The sequence below is a fragment of the Luedemannella flava genome (genome assembly GCF_039528515.1).
In the GTDB taxonomy this organism is placed as follows: Bacteria; Actinomycetota; Actinomycetes; order Mycobacteriales; family Micromonosporaceae; genus Luedemannella; species Luedemannella flava.
In genome coordinates this window covers 1-18,520 of the sequence record NZ_BAAALT010000099.1, presented here as the reverse complement: position 1 = coordinate 18,520, position 18,520 = coordinate 1, and the positions used below count along the sequence as shown (strand labels likewise).

The 18,520-nt window shown below is 71.0% G+C and carries 18 protein-coding genes; 2 read left to right on the top strand and 16 right to left on the bottom strand.

Annotation, left to right across the window (positions count from 1 at the left end; all coding sequences use genetic code 11):
- The 14 genes from ABD211_RS17370 to ABD211_RS17305 all read right to left on the bottom strand — a co-directional run.
- Positions 1-1,584: NADH-quinone oxidoreductase subunit G (locus tag ABD211_RS17370; RefSeq protein ID WP_344132478.1), on the bottom strand; the 1,584-nt coding region annotated here is incomplete at its 3' end.
- Positions 1,584-2,897: an NADH-quinone oxidoreductase subunit NuoF gene (nuoF, locus tag ABD211_RS17365; RefSeq protein WP_344132475.1), complete on the bottom strand. Its 1,314-nt coding sequence runs from the start codon at positions 2,895-2,897 to the stop codon at positions 1,584-1,586. The genes nuoF and ABD211_RS17370, both read right to left, overlap by 1 nt.
- On the bottom strand, positions 2,894-3,718 hold the full coding sequence (nuoE, locus tag ABD211_RS17360) for an NADH-quinone oxidoreductase subunit NuoE (protein ID WP_344132481.1): 825 nt from the start codon (positions 3,716-3,718) through the stop codon (positions 2,894-2,896). The genes nuoF and nuoE overlap by 4 nt, the downstream gene beginning before the upstream one ends.
- Positions 3,715-5,034: an NADH-quinone oxidoreductase subunit D gene (locus ABD211_RS17355; RefSeq protein ID WP_344132472.1), complete on the bottom strand. Its 1,320-nt coding sequence runs from the start codon at positions 5,032-5,034 to the stop codon at positions 3,715-3,717. The genes nuoE and ABD211_RS17355 overlap by 4 nt, the downstream gene beginning before the upstream one ends.
- Entirely contained in the window at positions 5,031-5,747 is a 717-nt protein-coding gene (locus ABD211_RS17350; protein ID WP_344132469.1) for an NADH-quinone oxidoreductase subunit C, read from the bottom strand. The genes ABD211_RS17355 and ABD211_RS17350 overlap by 4 nt, the downstream gene beginning before the upstream one ends.
- A complete protein-coding gene (locus tag ABD211_RS17345) occupies positions 5,744-6,430 on the bottom strand; it encodes a NuoB/complex I 20 kDa subunit family protein (protein ID WP_344132465.1) in 687 nt (228 codons plus the stop codon). Before ABD211_RS17345 ends, ABD211_RS17350 begins: the two co-directional genes overlap by 4 nt.
- Before the next feature lie 4 nt (positions 6,431-6,434).
- The gene (locus tag ABD211_RS17340; protein ID WP_344132462.1) at positions 6,435-6,800 is read right to left on the bottom strand and encodes an NADH-quinone oxidoreductase subunit A; all 366 of its coding nucleotides are present in this window, start codon (positions 6,798-6,800) and stop codon (positions 6,435-6,437) included.
- A 131-nt stretch (positions 6,801-6,931) separates the two neighbouring features.
- The gene (locus ABD211_RS17335) at positions 6,932-8,206 is read right to left on the bottom strand and encodes a geranylgeranyl reductase family protein (RefSeq protein WP_344132459.1); all 1,275 of its coding nucleotides are present in this window, start codon (positions 8,204-8,206) and stop codon (positions 6,932-6,934) included.
- 438 nt (positions 8,207-8,644) lie between these two features.
- On the bottom strand, positions 8,645-9,529 hold the full coding sequence (locus ABD211_RS17330; RefSeq protein WP_344132456.1) for an endonuclease domain-containing protein: 885 nt from the start codon (positions 9,527-9,529) through the stop codon (positions 8,645-8,647).
- 127 nt (positions 9,530-9,656) lie between these two features.
- Positions 9,657-10,355, bottom strand: a complete 699-nt coding sequence (locus ABD211_RS17325; RefSeq protein WP_344132453.1) for a demethylmenaquinone methyltransferase — start codon at positions 10,353-10,355, stop codon at positions 9,657-9,659.
- 63 nt (positions 10,356-10,418) lie between these two features.
- The gene (locus ABD211_RS17320) at positions 10,419-11,984 is read right to left on the bottom strand and encodes a hypothetical protein (RefSeq protein WP_344132450.1); all 1,566 of its coding nucleotides are present in this window, start codon (positions 11,982-11,984) and stop codon (positions 10,419-10,421) included.
- A 162-nt stretch (positions 11,985-12,146) separates the two neighbouring features.
- The gene (locus tag ABD211_RS17315; protein ID WP_344132447.1) at positions 12,147-13,718 is read right to left on the bottom strand and encodes a COG1361 family protein; all 1,572 of its coding nucleotides are present in this window, start codon (positions 13,716-13,718) and stop codon (positions 12,147-12,149) included.
- A gap of 80 nt (positions 13,719-13,798) precedes the next feature.
- Complete coding sequence (mqnC, locus tag ABD211_RS17310) at positions 13,799-15,046, bottom strand: cyclic dehypoxanthinyl futalosine synthase (protein WP_344132445.1); 1,248 nt, start codon at positions 15,044-15,046, stop codon at positions 13,799-13,801.
- A gap of 60 nt (positions 15,047-15,106) precedes the next feature.
- The gene (locus ABD211_RS17305; RefSeq protein WP_344132442.1) at positions 15,107-15,613 is read right to left on the bottom strand and encodes a DUF4188 domain-containing protein; all 507 of its coding nucleotides are present in this window, start codon (positions 15,611-15,613) and stop codon (positions 15,107-15,109) included.
- An 80-nt stretch (positions 15,614-15,693) separates the two neighbouring features.
- On the opposite strand from ABD211_RS17305, the gene ABD211_RS17300 reads away from it, so the two are divergent.
- Both ABD211_RS17300 and ABD211_RS17295 read left to right on the top strand, forming a co-directional pair.
- On the top strand, positions 15,694-16,332 hold the full coding sequence (locus ABD211_RS17300) for a MerR family transcriptional regulator (protein ID WP_344132439.1): 639 nt from the start codon (positions 15,694-15,696) through the stop codon (positions 16,330-16,332).
- A 10-nt stretch (positions 16,333-16,342) separates the two neighbouring features.
- Positions 16,343-17,326 (top strand): aldo/keto reductase, encoded by a 984-nt coding sequence (locus ABD211_RS17295; protein ID WP_344132436.1) that lies wholly within the window; start codon positions 16,343-16,345, stop codon positions 17,324-17,326.
- On the opposite strand, the gene ABD211_RS17290 is transcribed toward ABD211_RS17295, so the two are convergent.
- Both ABD211_RS17290 and ABD211_RS17285 read right to left on the bottom strand, forming a co-directional pair.
- A complete protein-coding gene (locus ABD211_RS17290; protein WP_344132433.1) occupies positions 17,299-17,964 on the bottom strand; it encodes a hypothetical protein in 666 nt (221 codons plus the stop codon). The two genes, ABD211_RS17295 and ABD211_RS17290, sit on opposite strands and share 28 nt — an antisense overlap.
- A 40-nt stretch (positions 17,965-18,004) precedes the next feature.
- Positions 18,005-18,520: anti-sigma factor (locus tag ABD211_RS17285; RefSeq protein WP_344132430.1), on the bottom strand; the 516-nt coding region annotated here is incomplete at its 5' end.

The window sequence follows — 18,520 nt, the reverse complement described above, 5'->3', positions numbered from 1 at the left end:
GGCGCCGCGGTCACCGGCGCGGCGCGGCACCCAGGCCAGCCGCGCGCCGGTCTCGTCCGCGAGCTTCGCGGCGGCGGTCAGCCCGCCCGGCGTCCCGGCCAGCCGCTCGCCCACGATGAGCAGGGCGTTTGCGCCGCTCAGCGCGGTGCGGACGGCGCCGTCGCCGGCGAGCAGGCCGGCCTCGCCGCCCGGCGCCGTCTGCAGGACGGTCGCGTGCAGCTTGGTGAAGCCGCGCGTGGCGAACGGCGCCACGGCGTACACCGGAAGCTTCTTCTTGGCGACGGCCTTGCGCAGGCGCAGGAAGAGGATCGGGCACTCCTCCTCGGGCTCCAGGCCCACGATCACGACGGCGGACGCCTTCTCGACGTCCGCGTAGGTGGTGTCCGTGGACCCGGCGACCGCGGCCGCCAGGAACTCGGCCTCCTCGCCGGCCTCGCCGACCGGGCGGGCCCGGAAGTCGATGTCGTTGGTGTGCAGCGCGGTCCGCGCGAACTTCGCGTACGCGTACGCGTCCTCGACCGTGAGCCGGCCGCCGGTCAGCACGCCGACCCCGTGCGCGTCGCCCGCGTCCGCGTCGCGGGCCGCGGCCAGGCCGGCCGCCGCCGCGCGCAGCGCCTCCGGCCAGCTGGCCGTGCGCAGCTCACCGGTCTTCGCGTCGCGGACCTGCGGGTGGACGAGCCGGTCGAACGCCGTGGCGTACTGGAAGCCCCAGCGGCCCTTGTCGCAGTTCCACTCCTCGTTCACCGCCGGGTCGTCGCCCGCGAGGCGGCGCATGACCTTGCCGCGGCGGTGGTCGGTGCGCTGCGCGCAGCCGGCCGAGCAGTGCTCACACACGCTCGGCGACGAGACCAGGTCGAACGGCCGCGCCCGGAACCGGTACTGCGTACCGGTCAGCGCGCCCACCGGGCAGATCTGCACGGTGTTGCCGGAGAAGTAGGAGTTGAACGGCGCGTCGCCGGCCTCCTCGGTGGGCAGGCCACCCTCCGGGCCGGTCATCGTGTCGTGCCGGAACACGCCGATCTGCTCGTTGGACGAGCGCTCCATCAGGTCGATGAACGTGTCGCCCGCGATCTCCTCGGAGAACCGGGTGCAGCGCTGGCACAGCACGCACCGCTCGCGGTCGAGCAGGACCTGCGTCGAGATCGGGAGCGGCTTCGGGTACTCCCGCTTGTTCTCGTAGAAGCGGGTGTCCGGCCGGCCGGTGGACATCGCCTGGTTCTGCAGCGGGCACTCGCCGCCCTTGTCGCACATGGGGCAGTCGAGCGGGTGGTTGATCAGGAGGAACTCCATGATCCCCGCCTGCGCCTTCTTGGCGACCTCGGAGGTGAGCTGCGTGCGCACCACCATGCCGTCGGCGACGGTCTGGGTACACGAGGCGACCGGCTTGCGCTGGCCCTCCACGTCGACCAGGCACTGGCGGCAGGCGCCGGCCGGGGCGAGCAGCGGGTGGTCGCAGAAGCGCGGGATCTCGATGCCCAGCTGCTCGGCGACCCGGATCAGCAGCGCGCCCTTGGGCGCCTCGACCTCGATGCCGTCGATGGTCAGCTTGACCGTGTCCGTGGCCTTGGCTACGTCGGAAGACATTAGTGCGCCCCCACCAGCTGCTTGGCCGACAGCACCGGGGCGGTGCGGCCCTCGATGTAGTTCAGGTAGTCCTGCTTGAAGTACTTCAGTGAGCTTGTAACGGGGCTGGTCGCGCCGTCGCCGAGGCCGCAGAACGAGCGGCCCAGCAGGTTGTCGCAGGTGTCCAGCAGGGTGTCCAGGTCGGCGTGGGTGCCCTCGCCGGAGAGGATCCGCCGGTACGTGCGGACCATCCAGTAGTTGCCCTCGCGGCACGGCGTGCACTTGCCGCACGACTCGTGGTGGTAGAACTCCAGCCACCGGTACGTCGCGTAGACCGGGCAGTCCTGGTCGGAGAAGATCTGCGTCGCCGTCGTGCCGAGGATCGACCCGGCCGCGGCCACCGACTCGAAGTCGAGCGGCACGTCCAGGTGCTCGGCCGTGAGCAGCGGCGTCGACGAGCCGCCCGGCGTCCAGAACTTCAGGTTGTGCCCGTCCTGCATGCCGCCGGCCAGCTCGATCAGCTCGCGCAGCGTGATGCCCAGCCCGCACTCGAACTGGCCCGGGTTCTTGATGCGACCGGACAGCGAGTAGATCATCGGGCCGGACGACTTCTCCGTGCCCATGGACTTCCACCAGTCCGCGCCGCCCAGCACGATGTAGGGCACGCTCGCGATGGTGCCGACGTTGTTGACCACCGTCGGGCAGGCGTAGAGGCCGTGCGTCGCCGGGAACGGCGGGCGCAGCCGGGGCTGGCCGCGGAAGCCCTCCAGCGAGTCCAGCAGCGCCGTCTCCTCGCCGCAGATGTAGGCGCCCGCGCCACTGTGGATCACCAGGTCGAGGTTGAACCCGGAGCCGAGGATGTCCTGGCCCAGGTACCCCTTCGCGTACGCCTCGTTGACCGCGTGGCGCAGCCGCCGCGCGGCGTGCACCGCCTCACCCCGGATGTAGACGTACGCCCGGTCGGAGCGGATCGCGTAGCAGGCGATGATGATGCCCTCGATGAGCGAGTGCGGGTCGTTCGCCATGAGCGGCAGGTCCTTGCAGGTCCCCGGCTCGCCCTCGTCGGCGTTGACCACCAGGTAGTGCGGCTTGCCGTCGTTCTGCGGGATGAACGCCCACTTCAGGCCCGTGGGGAAGCCCGCGCCGCCGCGCCCGCGCAGGCCCGAGTCCTTGATCAGCGCGATCAGGTCGTCCGGGTGCGCCTTGAGCGCCTTGCGCAGCGCGAGGTAGCCGTCGAGCTTCTCGTAGGTGTCCAGCCGCCAGGCCTCGGGCGACAACCACCTCTTCGTGAGTACGGGCGTGAGCTTACGGATCACGTCCTGCGAAGGGCTCATTTCGCGTCCTTAAGGTTCTGCGCCTGGGGCTGCGGCGCGTCGCCGGCGGGCTTCCGGTCGCTCGCCGGCTTGTTCGCGGCGGCACCGGCCGCCTCCGCGGCCTTCGCGTCGGACGCCGCCTTGGCGGCCTCGCGGTCGGCCTGGGTCGGGATCGGGGTGTTCGGGTCGAAGCCCGCCACCGAGATGCCGTGCTGCTCGGCCAGGCGCAGGCCACGCAGGCTCGCGTCGCCCTGCGCCGTGTCCGCGACCGCACCCTCGCGCTCGTCGGCGAAACCCGCGAGCTGCAGCGACATCTCCTTGAGCGTGCACAGCCGAGCGCCCCGGCTCGGCTGCGGTCGCTCGCCGGCCTTGAGCCGGTCGACGAGGTCGGTCGCGCCGTCGGGCGTCACGTTGTCGTAGAAGTCGTAGTTGACGGTCACCACCGGGCCGTAGTCGCAGGCCGCGAGGCACTCGGCGTGCTCCAGGGTGATCGTGCCCGACGCCTCGGTCTCGTCGTGGCCGACGCCGAGGTGCTCGGACAGCGTGTCGTAGACCTGCTGGCCGCCGAGCACGTTGCACATGGTGTTCGTGCACACGCTGACCAGGTAGTCACCGGTCGGCTTGCGCTTGTACATCGTGTAGAACGTGGCCACCGCGCTGACCTGCGCCCGCGTGATGTCGAGCGTCTCGGCGCAGAACGCGATGCCGGCGGGCGAGACGAAGCCCTCCTCCGCCTGCACCAGGTGCAGCAGCGGCAGCAGCGCGGAACGCTGCTTGCCCTCCGGGTACCGCGCGATGATCTGCTGCGCGCGGTCGACGGTCTCCTGACTGAAGGACATCAGCGATCACACCCACCCATGACGGGGTCCAGCGAGGCGCCGCCCGCGATGACGTCGGCGATCAGGCCGCCCTCCGCCATCGCCGGGATCGCCTGGAGGTTGATGAAGCTCGGCTCCCGGTAGTGCACCCGGTACGGCCGGGTGCCGCCGTCGGAGACCACGTGCGCGCCGAGCTCGCCGCGCGGCGCCTCGATCGGCACGTACACCTGGCCGGCCGGCACCCGGAAGCCCTCGGTGACCAGCTTGAAGTGGTGGATCAGGGACTCCATCGAGGTGCCCATGATCTTGGCGACGTGCTCCAGCGAGTTGCCGAGGCCGTCGGCGCCGATGGCCAGCTGCGCCGGCCACGCGATCTTCTTGTCCTCGACCATGATCGGACCCGGCTCGAGCCGGTCGAGCGCCTGCTCGACGATGCGCATGCTCTGCCGCATCTCCTCCATGCGCACCAGGTAGCGGCCCCACACGTCGCCGGTCTCGGCCGTCGCGACGTCGAAGTCGTAGTCCTCGTAACCGCAGTACGGCTGGGTCTTGCGCAGGTCCCAGGCGAGGCCGGCGCTGCGCAGCACCGGCCCCGTGATGCCCAGCGACAGGCAGCCGGGGATGTTCAGGTAGGCGACGCTCTGCGTGCGCTCCTGCCAGATCGTGTTGCCCGACAGCAGGCGCTCGTACTCGACGAGCTTCTTGGGCAGCAGCTTGAGGAAGTCGCGGGTCATCCGGACCGCCGTCTCCGGCAGGTCCTGGGCCAGGCCGCCCGGGCGGATGTAGGCCATGTTCATCCGCAGGCCGGAGGCGGCCTCGAAGATGTCCAGGATGTGCTCGCGCTCGCGGAAGCCGTACAACATCATGTTGATGGCGCCGAGCTCCATGGCGGTGGTGGCGATCCACACCAGGTGCGAGGAGATCCGGTTCAGCTCCATCATGAGCACGCGGATCGTGGTCGCCCGGTCCGGCACCTCGACGCCGAGCAGCTTCTCCACCGCCAGGCAGTACGCCGTCTCGTTGAAGATCGGCGAGAGGTAGTCCATCCGGGTGACGAACGTGGTGCCCTGCGTCCAGTTGCGGTACTCGAGGTTCTTCTCGATGCCGGTGTGCAGGTAGCCGACGACGGCCCGGGCCTCGGTGACGGTCTCGCCCTCGAGCTCGAGGATGAGGCGCAGCACGCCGTGCGTGGACGGGTGCTGCGGGCCCATGTTGACGACGATGCGCTCGTCGGTGAGCGGGTCGTGGCCCTTGACGACCTCGTCCCAGTCGCCACCGGTGACGGTGAAGACCTTGCCCTCGGTCGTCTCGCGGGCCTTGGCGTAGTCAGTAGTGCTCACTGGTACGACCTCCGCTCGTTGGGCGGCGGGATCTCCGCGCCCTTGTACTCGACCGGCACGCCACCCAGCGGGTAGTCCTTGCGCTGGGGGTGACCCTCCCAGTCGTCCGGCATGAGGATGCGGGTCAGGCCGGGGTGGCCGTCGAAGACCACCCCGAACATGTCGTAGGTCTCCCGCTCCTGCCAGTCGGCGGTCGGGTAGACGCTGGTCACGCTCGGCACGTGCGGGTCCTCGACGCCGACCGCGACCTCCAGCCGCACCCGGCGGCGGAACGTCAGCGAGGTCAGGTGGTAGGTCACGTGCAGCCGGCGCGCGTCGCCGAGGTAGTCCACCCCGGACACCGAGGAGCACAGCTCGAAGCGGAGCGCCTCGTCGTCGCGCATCACCTGGCAGACCTCGCGGATCCGCTCGGGCTTGATGTGCAGCGTGAGTTCGCCCCGGTCGACGACGACCTTCTCGATCGCGTCCTTAAAGGCCGGGTAGGCCTCCTCGAGTGCGTCCGTGACCTCGTCGAAGTAGCCGCCGTACGGCTTCGGCGAGTCGAGGATGACCGTGCGCCGGCGGACCAGGCCGCCGAAGCCGGTCGTGTCGCCGGAGCCCTGCACGCCGAACGCGCCGCGACCGGCCGGGCTGGCCGGCGGGTACTCGGCGGGGGCACCCGCGTGCGCGCCCTCGGGCGGCTGCGAGACGGGTACGTTTCCTGGGGTTGTCACTCGCCACCGCCGCGCGTGATGGTCGGCAGGGCGCCCCACCGGTCCTTCATCCAGTTCTCGATGCGCAACTGCTCCTCGCGGCCGTCCTGCGCGGCCTTGATCCACTGCGCCTTCTTCGCCTTGTCGTGGCGGTAGCTCGACGGCATCGAGCCCGGCGGCACGACCGGCGCGCCCTCCTGCTCCCGCTTCGCCTCGAGCTGCAGGCGGCGGCGGTCACCGAGGGGCTCGTACATGATCTTCTCGTGCAGCTTGAGGATCGCGTCGATGAGCATCTCGGGGCGCGGCGGGCAACCGGGCAGGTACATGTCGACCGGCACGATGTGGTCGACGCCCTGCACGATGGCGTAGTTGTTGAACATGCCGCCGCTGCTCGCGCAGACGCCCATGGAGATCACCCAGCGGGGCTCGGCCATCTGGTCGTAGATCTGGCGGACGACCGGCGCCATCTTCTGGCTCACCCGGCCCGCCACGATCATGAGGTCGGCCTGCCGGGGCGAGGCCCGGAAGACCTCCATCCCCCAACGGCCGAGGTCGTAGCGGGGCGCGCCGGCCGCCATCATCTCGATGGCACAGCACGCCAGGCCGAACGTCGCACCCCAGAAGCTGGTCTTGCGCGTCCAGTTGACCAGCTTCTCGACGCTGGTCAGCAGGACGCCGCTGGGGAGCTTCTCTTCAAGACCCATTGCCCTAGTCCCAATCCAGTCCGCCGCGCCGCCACACGTAGGCGTACGCGATGAACACGGTCGCGATGAAAAGCGCCATCTCCACGAACGCGAAAAGGCCGAGGTTGTTGAACTCCACGGCCCACGGGTACAGGAAGATGATTTCGATGTCGAAGATGATGAAGAGCATCGCGGTGAGGTAGAACTTGATCGGGAAGCGGTTGCCCCCGATCGGCTGCGGCGTGGGTTCGATCCCACACTCGTACGCCTCAAGCTTTGCCTTGTTGTAGCGCCGGGGTCCGATGAGCGGCGCGGCGGCGACCGAGAAGAGCGCGAACGCCGCGGCGAGCGCGAAGAGCCCCGCGATGGGTATGTAGGCCGAGAGCGACATGGTCTCTACCTGCTCCGTCCTTCCCGATCTTGATGGTTCTACCGATCCTGCCGCATGAGCTGGGCAGGCCGAGCACCAAATCACACTATTCGTAACTTAGCGGGCACCATTGCCCGGGGTAGCGCGCCACCTCAGACCGCGGGAACCGCCTTGGTCAGGGCATTGATGATCCGGTCCGAGGCGTCGCCGCCGCGCGGGTCGGTGAGGTTGGCCAGAAGCTTGAGAACGAATCGCATCAGCACGGGGTGCGGCATGCCGTGCTTGGTGGCGAACTGCATGAGCGACGGCTTGCCGATGATCTTCACGAACCAGCCGCCGAGGCGGTAGTACCCGCCGTAGGACTGCTTAAGCGCCTGCGGGTAGTACTGGAACATCCGTTCCTGGCGGTCCGCCGGCATGGCCAGGCCCTGCACCGCGATCTCCGCGGCCAGCGCGCCCGACTCCATCGCGTACGCGATGCCCTCGCCGTTGAACGGGTTGACCATGCCGCCCGCGTCGCCGACCAGCATCACGCCCCGGTCGTAGTGCGGCACCCGGTTGAAGCCCATCGGCAGCGCCGCGCCCTGGGTCTGCCCCTCGGCGTTGGCCTCCCGGAAGCCCCACTCCTCGGGCGTGTTGTCCAGCCAGTCGGTGAGCATGTGGCGGTAGTTCGTCCTGCCCCACGCGTCGGACGAGTTCAGGATGCCGAGGCCCACGTTGACCCGGCCGTCACCCATCCCGAAGATCCAGCCGTACCCGGGCAGCAGGTCGTCGCCGCTCTCCTTGGAGCGCAGCTCCAACCAGGACTCGAGGTAGTCGTCGGTGTGCCGCGGGCTGCGGTAGTAACGCCGCACCGCGACGCCCAGCGGCCGGTCCTCGCGCTTGGCGATGCCCAGCGCCAGGGCCAGCCGCGCCGACACCCCGTCCGCCGCGATGACCAGCGGCGCCCGGAACTCCAGCGGCTGCTTGTCCTTCGTGGTCGCCGTCACGCCGACGACCCGGCCGGTGCGCTCGTCGAGCACCGGCCCGTTCACGTTCACGCTGGTCTTCAGGCGCGCGCCGGCCTCCACCGCGCGCTTGGCCAGGATCTCGTCAAAATCCATCCGGGTACGGGTGAGGCCGTAGTCCGGGAAGCTCGCGAGCTGGGGCCAGTCCAGCTCCAGACGCACGCCGCCGCCGATGACGCGCAGGCCCTTGTTGCGCTGCCAGCCCGGCCCGTCGGTCGGCACGCCCATGGCGATGAGCTGCTTGACCGCGCGCGGGGTGAGCCCGTCGCCGCAGACCTTCTCCCGTGGAAATTCCGTCTTCTCCAGCAGGAGCACGTCGACGCCGTGCTTGGCGAGATAGTAGGCCGCGGCGGAGCCGGCGGGCCCGGCACCGACGACGATAACGTCAGCAGCTTCGCTGCTCACGTTGGTCCCGGTCACCGGTCACCTCCTCGCGTCGGTCCTGCCTCGCGAATGCCGCTCGTGAAACTCTTCACAAGCGCCATCGGGCAGAGTCTAGAACCGGTCACCCCACCCCGCTTTCTTAGGTGAACCTAACTTGGTTACACCCACCCACCAGCACCGCTACACCGCCCGGGATTCATTATTTGGTCTGATTTGCACCAGCGCCGGTCGTCCACCCGGGACGCGCCGATGGCACGCCGTCGGCCGCTTCCCAACGGAGATCACCGTCTCCTGTGCATTCGGGTGGCCACTCACGACACTCTGTGGTCTAGATCGCCGTCTCCTGTGCACACGGGCAGCGCCGCCCTTGGAAGATCGCGGCCTGCGGTACAAACGTGGAGTCGACCGCCCGGAAGATCACGGTCTCCTGTGCAGGAACGTAGCCCAGCCCCACCCTCGTACAGGAAACGGCGATCATCCGCCGTCAACCAGCGCCCGCACCGTCCGCACGACGTGGTCCGGGCGCTGGGACAGGTCGCGCCAGGTGAAACGCAGCACCGTCCAGCCCGCCGCGACCAGCCGGTTCTGTCGGGACCGGTCGCGCTCGAAGGCCGCCCGCGCCGAGTGGTACGCCCACCCGTCGATCTCGACGACGACCTTCGCCTCTGAGAACACCAGGTCACCCACGCCGATCAGGCCGAACTCGTCGTGCATCCCGACGTTCGCCGCCCAGCCTCCGATCCGCGCGTCACGCAGCAACGCCACGGCCCGCCGCTCGGCCTCCGATCGCGCACCTGAGCCGAGCATCCCGATCAACCGCACCAGGCGCGGCGTGCCGACCCGCCCGACCCGGTCCCTGACCCTGCCGCACAGCTCCTCGAAGCTGATCCGCCGCTCGCGCAGCACCCTGTCGAGCAGGTCGAGGGATGCCGCGTCGGGCAGCAACCGGGCGCAGTCGATGATGGTCCGCCCGAGCGAGGTGAGCGGCAGCCCGTCCCGCACCCGCCGATCGGAGCGGGGCACCGGATCCCGGATCAGCACGAGCTGCTGGACCCTCGGGTGGCAGCCTTCCGCGACCGCGAGGCAGGGCCGCGCGTCGGGCACCCGCAGGCCCCATCGCCGCGCCGCGGACGGGCCGGCCAGCAGATTGCCCACCGCCAGCAACGCGGCACGGTCGCGCACCTCGGGCGTCAGCACCACGCCGGGCAGCGCCAGCACCTGCCCGAGGACCGGCCGCCAGGCACCACCCCGTATCCGATGCCGGACCTGGAACGCCGAGAACCCACAGGTCCGGGCCTGCGCACGGGTGAAGAGGCCGTCCTGGGCGCCGGCAAGGCGGCATAGCGAAGCGTCGTCCATGCCGTCCGAGCGTGGCGGACGGAACGACTGTCCCCACGTTTATCCACAGACAGGATCTAGTTATCCACAGGTTTGTTCCCCATGTGCAGAGGTCTGTCCACAGACTCACCGGGAATCCCGGTGCCGGTCAGTCCTCCGCGCGGGTCGCCCGGTGGAGGGAGACGATGCCGCCCGTCAGGTTGCGCCAGCCGACCGACGTCCATCCCGACGAGGCCATGAGCGCGGCGAGGCCTGCCTGGTCGGGCCAGGCGCGGATGGACTCGGCGAGGTAGACGTACGCGTCCGGGTTGGAGGAGACGCGCCGGGCCACGGACGGCAGGGCCCGCATCAGGTACGACAGGTAGACCGTGCGGAACGGCGCGAACGTCGGGTGGCTGAACTCGCACACCACGATCCGTCCGCCGGGCCGGGTGACGCGGGCGAGCTCGCGCAGCCCGCCGGCCGTGTCGACGATGTTGCGGAGGCCGAACGAGATCGTCACCGCGTCGAAGGTCGCGTCGGCGAACGGCAGCGCGAGGGCGTCGCCGGCGAGCAGCGGCACGTCGGGCCGGCGCCGGCGACCGGCGCGCAGCATGCCCAGGGACAGGTCGGCGCCGATGACGGTGGCGCCGGAGCGGGCCAGCTCCTCGGTGGAGACCCCGGTGCCGGCGGCCAGGTCCAGACAGAGCTCGCCCGCGGAGAGGTCGAGGGCCTGCCGGGTGTGCGTGCGCCAGGACCGGTCGCGCCCGAACGACAGGATCGTGTTGGTGCGGTCGTACCGCTCAGCGACGCCGTCGAACATCTCGGCGACCTCGTGCGGCTGCTTATCCAGACTGGCCCGGCTCACGGCATCACTGTGCCAGACGTCCGTGCGGGCCGGTCACCGACCGGCCCGCACGGTCCGCGTCGCTCAGACCCGGCGGGTACGTCGCGACCGCGAGGCGGCCACCAGCGCCACGCCGAGGACCAGCGCCGCGGCGCCGGCCAGGGCGACGCCGCCACCGTTCCAGCCGGTGTCGGCCAGCGTGTCCTCGTCGGGAGTGCTCGGCACCGGCGCGTGCGCCACCGGCTTGAAGATGACGATGTCGGCCGCGTTGTTGCCGAGTGTCACGTCGCCGGACGCGCCGCCGTAGTACTCGACGGTGACCTTTCCGGGCTTGCCGCCGGGGCCGACGACCTTGAAGACCAGCGAGAACCTCATGGTGACGCCGACCTGGATCTCGCTCTCGAAGCCGCAGTCCACCTTCGTGGCCTGCGTCCACGGCCTGCCGGCGCCCAGGGACGCGTCGAAGCAGAACGGGCCGCCGGCCTGCGGCGGGAGGACAACGGTGCCCTCGGGCGCGGTGACGTGGAACACGGCGCCGCCGGCGGCCGGCCCCTTGTTCGTGATGGTGAACGGCACGGCGACGGTGTCGGCCGACCGCTCCGTGGGCGCGCCGACGGTCACCGCGATGTCGGCCGTGTTCTTGGCGATCTTCACGGCGAACGTCGCGGCATTGTCGCCCGGGTCCGACTCCATGAGCTCCAGCTGCTGGACGGTCGGCCGGCCCACCCGGACGCCCGCGCCGCGGGGCACCCCGCGCAGCATGTGCGACTCGTCCGGCTCCAGCTCGTCGTTCATGCCCGCGCCGGCGACCACGCCGGTGACCTTGACCGGGCCGGGCGCGTCCTTCGCCACCCGCACCCGCATGGGCTGCTCGAGCCCGAAGGCCTCGTCCGGCAGCACCGTCACGTCGGGACGCTCGCAGGTGGCCAGGTTGTTGCCGGCGTTGTAGGTGCAGCCGGGGAGCTTGTCGGCGAACGTCACCCACTGGGGCAGGCTCACCGCGTACCGGACGCCCTCGGCGTTCTCGCTGCCGGCGTTGCCCAGGAACCACAGCACCATGCCGGTGCCGCCCGGCTCCACCACGAACGGGTCGGCCGCCGGGTCACTGAGGTCAGGCTCCTCGCTCATCGCGTCGAGGGCGAACGCGACCAGGTCGTACCCGGCCGGAACGGCCTCGACCTCGACGGTCTGCGTGTTGTTCGCCAGGTCGGGGTCGGGCGTGCCGGACGTCACGGTCACGGTGAAGGACCCGGCCGGGCCCTGCTGCTTGGGCGTGGCCGCGCCGAACACCCCGAGGAGGTTGCCGCCCTCGTCGACGCCCAGCGGGCCGACCTCGCAGACCATCGTGGTCGGGGTCGACGCCGCGCAGAAGTCCTCGTCGAACTCCAGCTCCAGCACCGAGGTGTCGATGCCGGCCGTGTCCACGGTGACGGTCGCGTCCAGCACGACCGCCGGGCCGCGGTTGCGGACGGCCACGCCGAAGGGCTTGAGCGTGGTTCCCTCGACGACCTTCGAACCGGTGACCTTGACCGAGAGGTCGGCCTTTGCCGTCGCGGCGGCGGCCGGCGGGCCGGGGAAGGCGAGGGTGGTGGCGGCGACGGCCGTGGCGAGGACTCCCAGCCGCGTGCCGCGGCGCAGGGACAAGCGCATGGTGGTACCCCGTGGTTGTGCTGGTGGTGGCGCGGCGACCCTACCCGCGCCCATCAGCCCCGACGAAGGCCCGGCGCGAACCTTGCGCAAGCCTTGACACGGCGAAGGCTCCCGACGGACCGGGAGGTCGCCGTCGGGAGCCTTCGGGTGTGCCGATGTTGGTCAGGCCGTCGTGCGCGACCGCCGCACGCGTCCGATCACGAGGAGCGCGGCGCCGGCCACGAGGAGCAGGACGCCGCCGGTGATGAGGAGGGTCAGCGACGAGCCCGTGGTGGGCAGGTCACCGCCGGCGGACCCGGTGGTCGCGGGCGCGGTCGGCTTGGCCGTCGACGCCGGGGCGGAGGTGCCCTTTGTGCCGGTGATGGCGAAGGTTGCCGTGTCGTTGGCCGCGTTCGGGTCGGCGTAGCCCTTCACGATGATCGAGCCCTCCCCCGTACCCGCCTTTTTGATCTTGAAGGCGACCTTGACGGTGAACGTCCTGCCGACGGGCGCGATGTCATCAAGGCTGCAGAAGAGCTTGCCCGTCTCGCCCCACGGGTCGTACGGCTCCTGCATGTCGTCCGGGTTCTCCGGCATGCAGTACGGGCGCGGACCCGGCCCGCCGTCGACGATCACCGTGCCGGCCGGCGCGGTGATCGTGAAGTTGACGTAGTCCTCGGCGGGGCCCTTGTTCGTGAGGGTGAACGTCACGAGGACCTTCTGGCCGACCGCGCCGGACGCCGGGCCACTCGCGGTCACCGCGAAGTCCGAGGTGTTCCTGCCCACGTGCACGTCGAACGCGGCCTCGTTGTCGAGGTTGTCGCCGTCGACCAGCGCCTGCTGCGTAGCCGTCGCCGGGCGCACCGTGAACGCCGCGCGCTTGCTGGGCGCGCCGGCCGCGTACCTGGTCGTGTCGATCAGCGCGGCACCGCCCACGCGTCCCTGGTACACGTGCGGCCCGCGCGCGGAGGTGCTGACCTTGACCTTCAACGGCTCCGCGAGCTCGATCGCCTCGTCCGGACCGAGCTCCACCTCTGGGTCCTCGCACCAGATGATGTAGTTGCCGAACTGGGACGACTGGTAGGTGCAGCCCGGAATCTCATCGACGAACGTGACGTAGCGTTCCACCGAGGCCCACAACCGGATGCCCTTGATGGCCGTGTCGCCCGTGTTGTACAGAGCGAACCGCAACTCGCCGGTGCCGCCCGGGGCGATCGGCCCACCGTCGGGACCGACCACGTCCGCGGCGACCGCGCCCAGGTCGTACGTGCTGGGCACGACGCTGACCTGCTGGGTGAAGACGGCGGGGTTGAGCAGCTCGTCGGTGGCGGTGAGCGACAGTGTGAACGAGCCGGCCGGGCCGACCTTGTGCGTCGCGTTCACCGCGAGCGCGATGAACGACAGCCGGTCGCCGTCGGGGACGGTGCCGATCGGGCAGGTCACCACGCCCGTCGTCACCGTCGTGCACGCGTTGCCCAGCACCGACGTCGGCAGCGCGAAGTCGATCACCTTCGGGTCGAGCTTGCGGGCATCAATCTTGAGCACGACGCCGTGCGTGTCGCTGCCGATGCTGTGGATCTGACCCGTGAACGGCTTGTACGCGGTGCCCTGCACGACATCCTTGCCGTGCACCCTGACGGAAATCCAGGACTTCTCGGCAGCCTGCACGGCTGGGGCGGCGGCGATGAGCGTCGCGCAGCCGACGGCCAGGGCGAGGCCGAGGCGCGCGAAAGCACGGACGAGCGAGGTACGCATGAGGTTCCCCGAGGAGTTCAGCTGAGAGGTGGAAAGCGCACCCTACAAGCCGAACTGATCATGCGCGACCCCGTTGACGATCAGTTAGCGTCCACTAACGGCAGGTTGAGGCGGGTGCCGGCGCCGCCGCCGGGCAGCGCGATCGAGGAGAAGTGCGACACGACGCGCTCGTCGGTCGGGTCATCGGCCGGGGTGCGGTGTACGGCGAGGTGCGCGTACCACGTGTCGCGCTGGGCGGGGATCCGGTCGGCCGTGCGGATCATCGAGATGAGTTCGTGCAGGTTGGACCGGTGCCGGGCGCCCGCCGAGGAGATGACGTTCTCCTCCAGCATGATCGAGCCGAGGTCGTCGACGCCCATGTGCAGGGCGAGCTGGCCGACGTCCTTGCCGGTGGTGAGCCACGAGGCCTGCAGGTGCGCGACGTTGTCGAAGAACAGCCGCGCGACCGCGACGAGGCGCAGGTACTCCAGCGAGGTGGCCTGCGTGCGGCCCTTGAGGTGGTTGTTCTCGGGCTGGTACGTCCAGGGGATGAAGGACCGGAAGCCGCCGGTCGAAGCGTCCCGCGACGAGACCGGCGTCGGGACGAAGCCGCGCGACACGGCCAGGTCCTGCACGTCGCGGACCATGCGCAGGTGCTCGATGCGCTCGGCCGCGGTCTCGCCGGTGCCCATCATCATGGTGGCCGTCGAGTCGATGCCCTGGGCGTGCGCGGCGGCCATGACCTCGAGCCAGCGCTCGCCGGACTCCTTGAGCGGCGCCAGCGCCCTACGGGGACGCGACGGCAGCATCTCCGCGCCGGCGCCGGCGATGGAGTCGAGCCCGGCAGCCTTGATCCGCGCGATGGCCTCATCAATGGACACGTCCGAGACCTTGGCCATGTGCATGATCTCGCTGGGCCCGATGGAGTGGATGACCAGGTCGGGGAACGCGGCCTTCACGCCGGAGAACAGCGACTCGTAGTACTCCACGCCGTACTCCGGGTGGTGGCCGCCCTGGAGCATGACCTGCGTGGCGCCGAGCTCGACGGCCTCCGCGCACCGGCGCAGGATCTCGTCCATGCCGTGCGACCAGCCCTCGCGGTGCTTCGGCGCGCGGTAGAACGCGCAGAACCGGCACGCGGTCACGCACACGTTCGTGTAGTTGATGTTGCGGTCGATGATGTAGGTGACGATGCCCTCGGGGTGCCACCGCCGGCGCACCACGTCGGCCGCCTCGCCGAGCGCGTGCAGCGGCGCCTCGGTGTAGAGCAGCAGCGCCTCCTCGGGGGAGATACGTCCCCCGTCGGCACCGCGCCGCAGGATCGAGTCGATGTCGCCGTTCGTCGTCACGGATCCGAGAGTACGTGGTGCCGTGCTGCGGGCGCAGTGGCGCCCGCCGCGACCTCCCGGTCAGACGTCCTCGACCGCCGGCGCCGGACCGCCGCCCGCGTACGCGAGGCGCTGCTCCGCCCGCTCGCCGCGCCGGGCCACGGGCACCTGCGCGCCGGCCTGCGCCAGGCCGAACAGCGGCATGTTGCCGTAGAAGGTCTCGTAGCCGCCGGCCTTCACCGTGAAGGTCTCGTGCCAGATGCCCACGTCGCCGCCGGTGCCGATGGCCCTGTTGAACGCCTTCCACGCGCCCCGGTGCGTGTACTTCGGGTCGCGGGCGAACCTCATCAGGTCCTCGGTGCTGCGCCAGTACTGCACGAGGATGGTGGTGCGGCCGAACCAGCCCTGCTGGCCGAGCATGCCGATCCCCGGGTCGGCGAGCTGCGCCCGCTGCATGGCGGGCATGGCCAGCGCGACCGGGAGCCACTTGTGGATCTTCCAGAGCTTGTTGATGCGCATGCCGATGAGGAAGACCACGAAGTCGCCCTCGATCTCGGCGGTGTAGCGACCCGGATGCACCTTCGCCATGGCGTACTCTCCTAGATAGTTTTACTATCCGTTAGCGGATAGCTCTACTATCCACCCGATCGACCGAAGGCGCAACCCACATGCGCATCGCTGAACTGAGCGCCCAGAGCGGCACGAGCATCCCGACGATCAAGTACTACCTGCGCGAGGGCCTGCTCCCACCCGGCGCCGCGACCGGCCGCAACCAGGCCGACTATGGCGAGGAACACGTGCGCCGGCTGCGCCTCGTCCGGGCCCTGATCGACGTCGGCGGCGTGCCCGTCGCGACCGTCCGCGAGGTGCTCGCCGCTGTCGACGAACCCGACCTGCCGTCGCACAAGCTGCTCGGCGTCGCGCACTGCCTGGTCCCGGCGTCGACCCGGCGCGATCCCGACGACCCCGCGTGGCGCGCCGCCCGCGCCGAGGTGGACGCCATCGTCGCGGAACGCGGCTGGTGGGTGCACGAGGAGGCGCCCGCGCGCGACGCGGCCGCGGACGCGATCGCCGCGCTGCGCGCCCTCGGCCAGGACGACCTGCTCGCCAACCTTCCCGTGTGGACCGACGCGGCCGAGAGGGTCGCCGCCGCCGAGGTCACCACCGTCATCGCGCGCGGCGGCCCCGCCGACATGGTGGAGGCCGTCGTCACCGGGACGGTCCTGGGCGAGGCCGTGCTCAACGCGCTGCGCCGCCTCGCCCAGGAGGCGACCTCGGCGCGACTGTTGGGCGCGACCCCGGATTAGTGTCGGGGTCATGGCTGATCTCACCTACCGCCGGCTCGGCGCGTCCGGGCTCGTCGTCTCCGCCGTCGGCCTCGGCTGCAACCGCTTCGGCCGCAAGCTCGACCAGGCCGGCGCGACCGCCGTGGTCGCCGCCGCGATCGAGGCCGGCATCACGCTGTTCGACACCGCCGACATCTACGGCGGCCCGCCGGGCAGCTCCGAGGAGCAGCTCGGCATCGCGCTGGAGGCCCTCGGCCGCCGCGACGACGTGATCATCGCCACCAAGTTCGGCCACGGGAACTACACCCACTTCCCCGGGGCGGAGCACGGTGGCCTGGGCGGGCGCCGCTACATCCGGCGCGCCGTGGAGGCGTCCCTGCGCCGGCTGCGCACCGACTACCTCGACCTCTACCAGCTGCACACCCCCGACCCGGCCACCCCGATCGAGGAGACCCTCGCCGCGCTGACCGAGCTGGTCACCGAGGGCAAGGTCCGCTACCTGGGCAGCTCGAACTTCGCCGGCTGGCAGATCGCCGACGCCGCGTGGACCGCGCGCGCCGGTCACCTCACCCCGTTCATCAGCGCCCAGAACGAGTACTCGCTGCTCCGCCGCGACGCCGAGGACGAGGTGCTGCCGGCCGCCGAGCGCTTCGGCGTCGGCTTCCTGCCGTTCTTCCCGCTGGCCAGCGGCCTGCTCTCCGGAAAGTACCGGCGCGGCGAGGCCCCGCCCGAGGGGACCCGGATGTCCGAGGACGCCTGGGCTTCGTGGTTCGCCGACGCGCCGTGGGACACGATCGAAAAACTCGACGGGTACGCCCGACAGCGCGGCGTGACGCTGCTCAGCGTGGCCATCGGCGGCCTGCTGGGGCGGCCGTCGGTCGCGTCCGTCATCGCCGGCGCCACGTCGCCCGGGCAGGTCCGCGCGAACGCGGCCGCCGGGGCCTGGCTGCCGAGCGCCGAAGATTACGCGGAGCTGCGGGAGGTGCTTCAGCCGAGCAGCCGCTCCGCCCAGTAGAGCTGGCCGCGCGGCCCGATGAGCACCAGGGCGACGAGCACGTCGTCCGCGGTGAGCTGGGTGATCTCGGGCCGGAACTGCGCCACGAACGTGACCGGGCCGGGCGCGTCGGCAGGAGCGAGGATCGCGTCGCCGGGCGCGGTCAGCGCGGTCTCGGCCTGCCCGCCCCGCACGGCGGACAGCCAGTCGTACTCGTGGCCCACCGCGTCCAGCCTGCCGTCCCAGCCCTGGCCGACCCGCGCACCGGCCCCGAACAGGGTGGGGGCCACCGCGTTCGTCGGCTTGTGGATGACGAGGACGGCAAGCTGACCGTCGTCCGACGCGCCGTCCGGCACCGTCCAGGTGACCTGACCGACGATGAGCTGCCGACCGGGTTCGACCGCAAGGAACACCTTCTCCGCCTCGGCGCCGCCCAGCCGCCGCAGCGCGGCGAGCTCCGTCTCGGCGGTGACCACCTCGACGGTCGCCCTCGCCGCCATGGCCTGCGGCCCGTACGGCGGGCGGACCAGCCACCACCACAGCGCGCCCGCGACGAGCGCGAGCGCCACGACGACGGCGACGAGCGTCGTCACCACCCGCCAGCGGGGCGGGCCCTCGGTCTCGAGGTCGTCGTCGGTGGCGATCCCTGCGGCTGACACGGCGACAAGTTCACCACCGCTTCACCGACGACGCCAATCGTCAGGCCAACGGGATCGTGACGAGCGCCGGCGACGTCGGCCCCGCGGACCCGCCGGCGGGCTCCACCGTGACCCCGAACTCGTCGGCGTCGCCGAGGTCCGGCACCAGGGCCATGCCGGCGGCCTGGCCGGGCAGCATCACCCCGGCTGACGTCGCCTCCGTCCCGCCCCGCATCAGCCACAGCTGGTAGACCCGGCCCTCGGGCGGGGTCGGCAGGTCCGACATGACGACGACGGCCGACGAGCGGCTCGGCGACTCGGCGAACGTCACCCGACCGCCGGCCACGGGCACCGACCGTACCCGCAGGTCCGCCGCGGTCAGCACGTCGTTCATGCGCGCCTGTTCGGCGGCCAGGGCGTCCGCCCGCGCGCGCTCGTCGCGTACCCGCTGGTCCGTCACAACCCACGTGGTCGTCGCCGCGGCGATGGCGACGACCACCGCGGCGCTCGCGAGCGCCGCCCAGCGTCGCCAGCGGGCGGCGGCCGACGCGCCGTCCGGACGCGCGCCGCGGGCCTG